The sequence below is a fragment of the Actinomycetospora sp. genome (genome assembly GCF_055612215.1).
On record NZ_JBVPVA010000303.1, the window covers coordinates 1 to 4,918 of the forward strand.

Here is a 4,918-nt window from a genome sequence, read left to right on the forward strand (position 1 = left end):
GAGGCCAACCAGGCCCGCCAGGCCCAGATCACGCAGGAAATCAGCGAGATCGTCGGTGGTGCCGACGCCCTCGCCACGGCAGGGGAGTGACATGACGCAGGCACCCGAGCAGCAGAAGGCCGGCACCGGGCGGATCGCCCGCGTGCTCGGTCCCGTCGTCGACGTCGAGTTCCCGCGCGACGCCGTCCCGGACCTCTTCAACGCGCTCACCTTCGAGGTCACCCTCGACGGTGACACCAAGCTGCTGACCCTGGAGGTCGCCCAGCACCTGGGCGACAACCAGGTCCGCACGATCGCCATGCAGCCCACCGACGGCGTCGTCCGTGGCCAGGAGGTCACCGACACCGGGCACTCGATCACCGTGCCCGTCGGCGACCTCGTCAAGGGCCACGTGTTCAACGCCCTCGGCGACTGCCTCGACGAGCCCGGCTACGGCGAGGACGCCGAGCGCTGGTCCATCCACCGCGACCCGCCGCCCTTCGACCAGCTCGAGGGCCGCACCGACATGCTGGTGACGGGCCTCAAGGTCGTCGACCTGCTCACCCCGTACGTGCAGGGCGGCAAGATCGGCCTGTTCGGCGGCGCGGGCGTGGGCAAGACGGTGCTCATCCAGGAGATGATCCAGCGCATCGCCCGCAACTTCGGCGGCACCTCGGTGTTCGCCGGGGTCGGGGAGCGGACGCGTGAGGGCAACGACCTGATCACCGAGCTCACCGAGGCGGACGTCCTCAAGGACACCGCGCTCGTGTTCGGTCAGATGGACGAGCCGCCGGGCACCCGCATGCGGGTCGGCCTGTCGGGTCTGACCATGGCGGAGTACTTCCGCGACGAGGTCGGCGTCGACGTGCTGCTCTTCATCGACAACATCTTCCGGTTCACCCAGGCCGGCCAGGAGGTCTCGACCCTCCTGGGTCGCATGCCCTCGGCGGTGGGCTACCAGCCCACCCTGGCCGACGAGATGGGTCAGCTGCAGGAGCGGATCACGTCGACCAAGGGCCGCTCGATCACCTCGATGCAGGCGATCTACGTGCCCGCCGACGACTACACCGACCCGGCGCCGGCCACCACGTTCGCCCACCTCGACGCGACCACCGAGCTCTCCCGCAACGTGTTCGCCAAGGGCATCTTCCCCGCGGTGGACCCGCTGACCTCGACCTCGACGATCCTGGACCCCCAGTACGTCGGCGACGAGCACTACCGCGTCGCGCGCGAGGTCATCCGCATCCTGCAGAAGTACAACGACCTGCAGGACATCATCGCGATCCTCGGCATCGACGAGCTCTCCGAGGAGGACAAGCTCACCGTGGCGCGGGCGCGCCGCATCGAGCGCTTCCTCGGGCAGAACATGTACGCCGCCGAGCAGTTCACCGGTGAGGAAGGCTCGTACGTCGACGTCAAGGACACCGTCGAGGCGTTCGACAAGATCGCCAAGGGTGAGTACGACGACTACGCCGAGCAGGCGTTCACCATGTGCGGTGACCTCGACGACGTCGAGGAGAAGCAGAAGCAGTTCAACGACTGACCCGCTCCCCGGGCGGGGCGCCCTCGCGGCGCCCCGTCCGGGGCCTGCTCGACGAAAGGACGTCCTTCAGTGGCCGAGATGCAGGTCGATCTCGTGGCGGTGGAGCGGAAGGTGTGGTCGGGCACGGCCGAGTTCGTCTTCGCGCGCACCAGCGTGGGCGAGATCGGCATCCTGCCCCGCCACGAGCCGCTCATCGCCCAGCTCACCGAGGCGGGCATGGTCCGGATCGACCCCACCGACGGTGAGTCGGTACGTGCCGCCGTCTTCGGCGGCTTCCTGTCGATGGACGGCGAGAAGCTGACGATCCTCGCGGAGGAGGCGGAGCTGAGCGACGAGATCGACGTCTCCGCCGCCCAGCAGGAGCGTGACTCGGCGGACACCGAGGACGCCAAGGGCCGTGCGGCCAAGGCGCGGGCCGAGGCCCGGCTGGCCGCCGCCGGCCAGGACTCGGACTAGGCGAGACGGGCGGGACCGGGGCGCGTGCAGGACCGACCCGCGATGGCGCGACGAGCATGACGGTCTCCGGCATGGTCGTGGAGATCGTGCTCGTCGTCGTCGCGGCCGTCCTGCTCCTGCTCGCCCTGGTCGCGCTCCGCCGGCTCCAGCAGCTGCGCCGCGGCGGCGTGGACGTCGCGCTGCGCCGGGCCCGCCCCGTGGAGGCGACGCCGCCCTCCGCCGCGGACGACCAGCGGGGCTGGCACTCCGGGATCGCCCGCTACCGCGGGGACCAGTTCCGCTGGTACCGGGTGAGCGGGCTGCGCTCCGGGCCGAACGTCGTGCTCGACCGCTTCGAGGTCGAGATCGTCGACCGGCGCCCCCCGCGCCCGACCGAGCTCCACCCCCCGGGCGCGACGGTGCTGCGATGTCGCACCTCGAGCGGGGTCTACGAGCTCGCGATGGGCGCCGACGTGCTCACCGGGTTCGCCTCGTGGCTCGAGTCGAGCCCCCCGGGCCGCTCGACCGGCTACCGCCAGGCCAGTTAGCCGTTCCGGATCGCCGAGTGGGCCGCGAGGGTGGCGATGGCAGCCGTGGGAGCCCACTCGACCGAAGCCGGGCGAGGCTCCACAGCCGAGTGGACCTCGAGGGCGGTGGTGGCAGCCGTGGGAGTCCACTCGATCGCGGACCGTTCCGGCGAGGGGCGCCCACGGCCGGTTCTATCGACCGAAGGTGCCCTTCGGTCAGGACCGGCTGCTCAGTCCTTCCGGGCTTCGGGCCCGCCGGGGACCCAGAGGACGTCGCCCCCGGGGTTGGCGACGCGGCCGAGGATGAACAGCAGGTCCGACAGCCGGTTGAGGTAGCGCGCCGGCAGCACGCTGGTGTGCGCGGGGTCGGCCTCCACCACCGCCCACGTCGCCCGCTCGGCCCGCCGCGTGACCACCCGCGCCACGTGCAGGTACGCGGCCCCCGGCGTCCCGCCCGGCAGGATGAACGAGTCGAGGGTCGCGAGCCCCTCGTTGAACTCGTCGCACCACCCCTCGAGCCGCTCCACCTGCGTCTCGGTCACCCGCAGTGGCGGGTACTCCGGATTCTCGACCACGGGCGTCGCGAGGTCCGCCCCGACGTCGAACAGGTCGTTCTGGATCTGGCGCAGCGGCGCCACGATCCGCTCCGGCAGGTCCCCGACGGCGAGGGCCACCCCGATCGCCGCGTTCGCCTCCTCGGAGTCGGCGTAGGCGTCGAGGCGGGGGTGCGTCTTCGGCACCCGGGAGAAGTCGGAGAGACCGGTCGTCCCGTCGTCACCGGTGCGCGTGTAGATACGGGTGAGGTGAACGGCCACGGCGCCAGTCTAGGCGCGGGGCGGCCGGGGTCAGGGGGCCGAACTCCGGCCGGTAGCGTCGCCGAGCGTGAACGAGCACTTCGTCGTGCGGTCGGCAGGCCCCCTCACCGGGACGGTCGACGTCGTCGGCGCCAAGAACAGCGTGCTCAAGCTGATGGCCGCGGCGCTGCTCGCCGAGGGCCGGACGACGATCACGAACTGTCCGCAGATCCTCGACGTGCCGCTGATGGCCGACGTGCTGCGCAGCCTGGGCTGCGAGGTGGCGGTGGCGGGCGACGTGGTCGAGATCGACGTGCCCGCCGAGCTCTCCTCGGAGGCGGACTACCGCTCGGTGTCGCGGCTGCGGGCCTCGGTGTGCGTGCTGGGGCCGCTGGTGGCGCGCTGCCGGCGGGCCGTGGTGCCCCTGCCCGGCGGGGACGCGATCGGCTCCCGCCCCCTCGACATGCACCAGACGGGGCTGCGGCTGCTCGGCGCGCGGTCGGAGATCTCGCACGGCTGCGTCGTCGCGGAGGCGGACGGGCCAGGGGCGGCGCTGCGCGGCGCCCAGATCTGGCTGGACTTCCCCTCGGTGGGCGCCACCGAGAACATCCTCATGGCCTCGGTGTTCGCCGAGGGCACCACGGTGATCGACAACGCCGCCCGCGAGCCGGAGATCGTCGACCTGGTGCGGATGCTCCAGGAGATGGGCGCCAAGATCTCCGGCGGCGGTACCTCGACCCTGACCGTCCACGGCGGCGCCGAGCTGACCCCGACCACCCACCGCGTCATCGGCGACCGCATCGTCGGCGCCACCTGGGCCTTCGCCTCGGTGATGACCGACGGCGACGTCACCATCCGCGGGGTCGACCCGCACCACCTCGACCTGGTGCTCGACAAGCTGACCCAGGCCGGGGCGACGACGGAGGCCGTGGCTGAGGGTTTCCGGGTCCGCGGCACCGGCCGGCCCCGCTCCGTGGACTGGGTGACGCTGCCCTACCCGGGGTTCGCCACCGACCTGCAGCCGATGGCGATCGCGTTGTCCGCGGTGTCCGAGGGCACCTCGATGATCACCGAGAACGTCTTCGAGGGACGCTTCCGCTTCGTCGAGGAGATGGTCCGCCTCGGCGCGGACGCCCGGACCGACGGCCACCACGCCGTCGTGCGGGGCGTGCCGCGGCTGTCGTCCGCCCCGGTGTGGGCCTCGGACATCCGGGCCGGTGCGGGACTCGTGCTCGCCGGGCTCATGGCCGACGGGGAGACCGAGGTGTGGGACGTCGCCCACATCGACCGGGGCTACCCGCTGTTCGTCGAGAACCTGTGCGCCCTCGGCGCGGACGTGGCCCGGGTCCAGGCCCCACCCCGGCGGTAGGTGCCGGGGTGGCGGCCGTCGGGCGAGCGGCGCCGTCCTGGCGTCAGACGCCAGGAACGTGCCGTTGCTGCCACGGGGCGGAGCCGGTCCCCGAGCGGCGGCCAGCGAGTGAACGGCGCCGCTCGCCCGACGGCCGCCACCCCGGCGGTAGGTGCCGGGGTGGGGCCTGGACCCGGGCCACGTCCGCGCCGAGGGCGCACAGGTTCTCGACGAACAGCGGGTAGCCCCGGTCGATGTGGGCGACGTCCCACACCTCGGTCTCCCCGTCGGC

6 protein-coding genes are annotated in these 4,918 nt (G+C 72.3%); 4 read left to right on the forward strand and 2 right to left on the reverse strand.

The genetic code is table 11. The features are described 5' to 3' along the window. The first annotated feature begins 91 nt into the window (after window positions 1–91). From atpD to AC0CYZ_RS08570, 3 genes are all read left to right on the forward strand, one after another. Window positions 92–1,522 (forward strand): F0F1 ATP synthase subunit beta, encoded by a 1,431-nt coding sequence (atpD, locus tag AC0CYZ_RS08560; protein WP_472214260.1) that lies wholly within the window; start codon window positions 92–94, stop codon window positions 1,520–1,522. A gap of 78 nt (window positions 1,523–1,600) precedes the next feature. Then, the gene (locus AC0CYZ_RS08565; RefSeq protein ID WP_472214270.1) at window positions 1,601–1,978 is read left to right on the forward strand and encodes a F0F1 ATP synthase subunit epsilon; all 378 of its coding nucleotides are present in this window, start codon (window positions 1,601–1,603) and stop codon (window positions 1,976–1,978) included. Window positions 1,979–2,049: 71 nt separating this feature from the next. Then, window positions 2,050–2,505, forward strand: coding sequence for a DUF2550 domain-containing protein (locus AC0CYZ_RS08570; protein WP_472214262.1), 456 nt, complete (start codon window positions 2,050–2,052; stop codon window positions 2,503–2,505). 209 nt (window positions 2,506–2,714) lie between these two features. Here the strand turns inward: AC0CYZ_RS08570 and AC0CYZ_RS08575 are convergent, their stop codons facing one another. Next, on the reverse strand, window positions 2,715–3,299 hold the full coding sequence (locus AC0CYZ_RS08575) for a cob(I)yrinic acid a,c-diamide adenosyltransferase (RefSeq protein WP_472214264.1): 585 nt from the start codon (window positions 3,297–3,299) through the stop codon (window positions 2,715–2,717). A gap of 67 nt (window positions 3,300–3,366) precedes the next feature. On the opposite strand from AC0CYZ_RS08575, the gene murA reads away from it, so the two are divergent. Next, window positions 3,367–4,647 (forward strand): UDP-N-acetylglucosamine 1-carboxyvinyltransferase, encoded by a 1,281-nt coding sequence (gene murA / locus AC0CYZ_RS08580; RefSeq protein WP_472214266.1) that lies wholly within the window; start codon window positions 3,367–3,369, stop codon window positions 4,645–4,647. Between the two features lie 43 nt (window positions 4,648–4,690). Here the strand turns inward: murA and AC0CYZ_RS08585 are convergent. Then, a partial coding sequence (locus tag AC0CYZ_RS08585; RefSeq protein ID WP_472214268.1) for a hypothetical protein occupies window positions 4,691–4,918 on the reverse strand: 228 nt, incomplete at its 5' end.

Bases quoted from the DNA above. Each gene is read 5' to 3' on its own strand.
- atpD (WP_472214260.1), top strand. From the start codon at position 92: ATGACGCAGGCACCCGAGCAGCAGAAGGCCGGCACCGGGCGGATCGCC.
- AC0CYZ_RS08565 (WP_472214270.1), top strand. From the start codon at position 1,601: ATGCAGGTCGATCTCGTGGCGGTGGAGCGGAAGGTGTGGTCGGGCACG.
- AC0CYZ_RS08570 (WP_472214262.1), top strand. From the start codon at position 2,050: ATGGTCGTGGAGATCGTGCTCGTCGTCGTCGCGGCCGTCCTGCTCCTG.